The 310-nt window shown below is 32.9% G+C and carries 1 protein-coding gene; it reads right to left on the bottom strand.

The features are described from left to right. Window positions 1-109 precede the first annotated feature (109 nt). Window positions 110-310, bottom strand: a 201-nt coding sequence (locus tag GJU43_RS22775) for a transposase (RefSeq protein WP_195760040.1), incomplete at its 5' end; no start/stop codon positions are given.

The following is a 310-nucleotide window of genomic DNA, read 5'->3' as shown; positions in this document are numbered from 1 at the left end:
GGGGTTTTTTGTTTTAAGGCTTTTGTCAGTTTTAACCGCAAAGTGCGCGAAAGGTTTTTAAAAATGACGTTAAATCGGATCAACACGAAAACCTGTGGAGTAACAAAAATTAAGCATAAATATTAGTTAGTCTAAAAAGGAAGTATTCTATATTCCTAACACCTCTGAATTTTGATCTGAATGCTTTTATTTTAGCATTGAATGATTCTGCAGAGGCATTAGTGCTTCTATTGTCAAAATAGTTTAATATGGTTTGATAATGATTCATAATTGTACGAGAGATTGTGCCGAAAGACTTAAACCCGGATTG

This window comes from Flavobacterium sp. LC2016-23 (genome assembly GCF_009674775.1).
GTDB lineage: Bacteria > Bacteroidota > Bacteroidia > Flavobacteriales > Flavobacteriaceae > Flavobacterium.
Note: the sequence above shows the minus strand (reverse complement) of the source record. Positions and strands in the feature narration are given on the sequence as shown.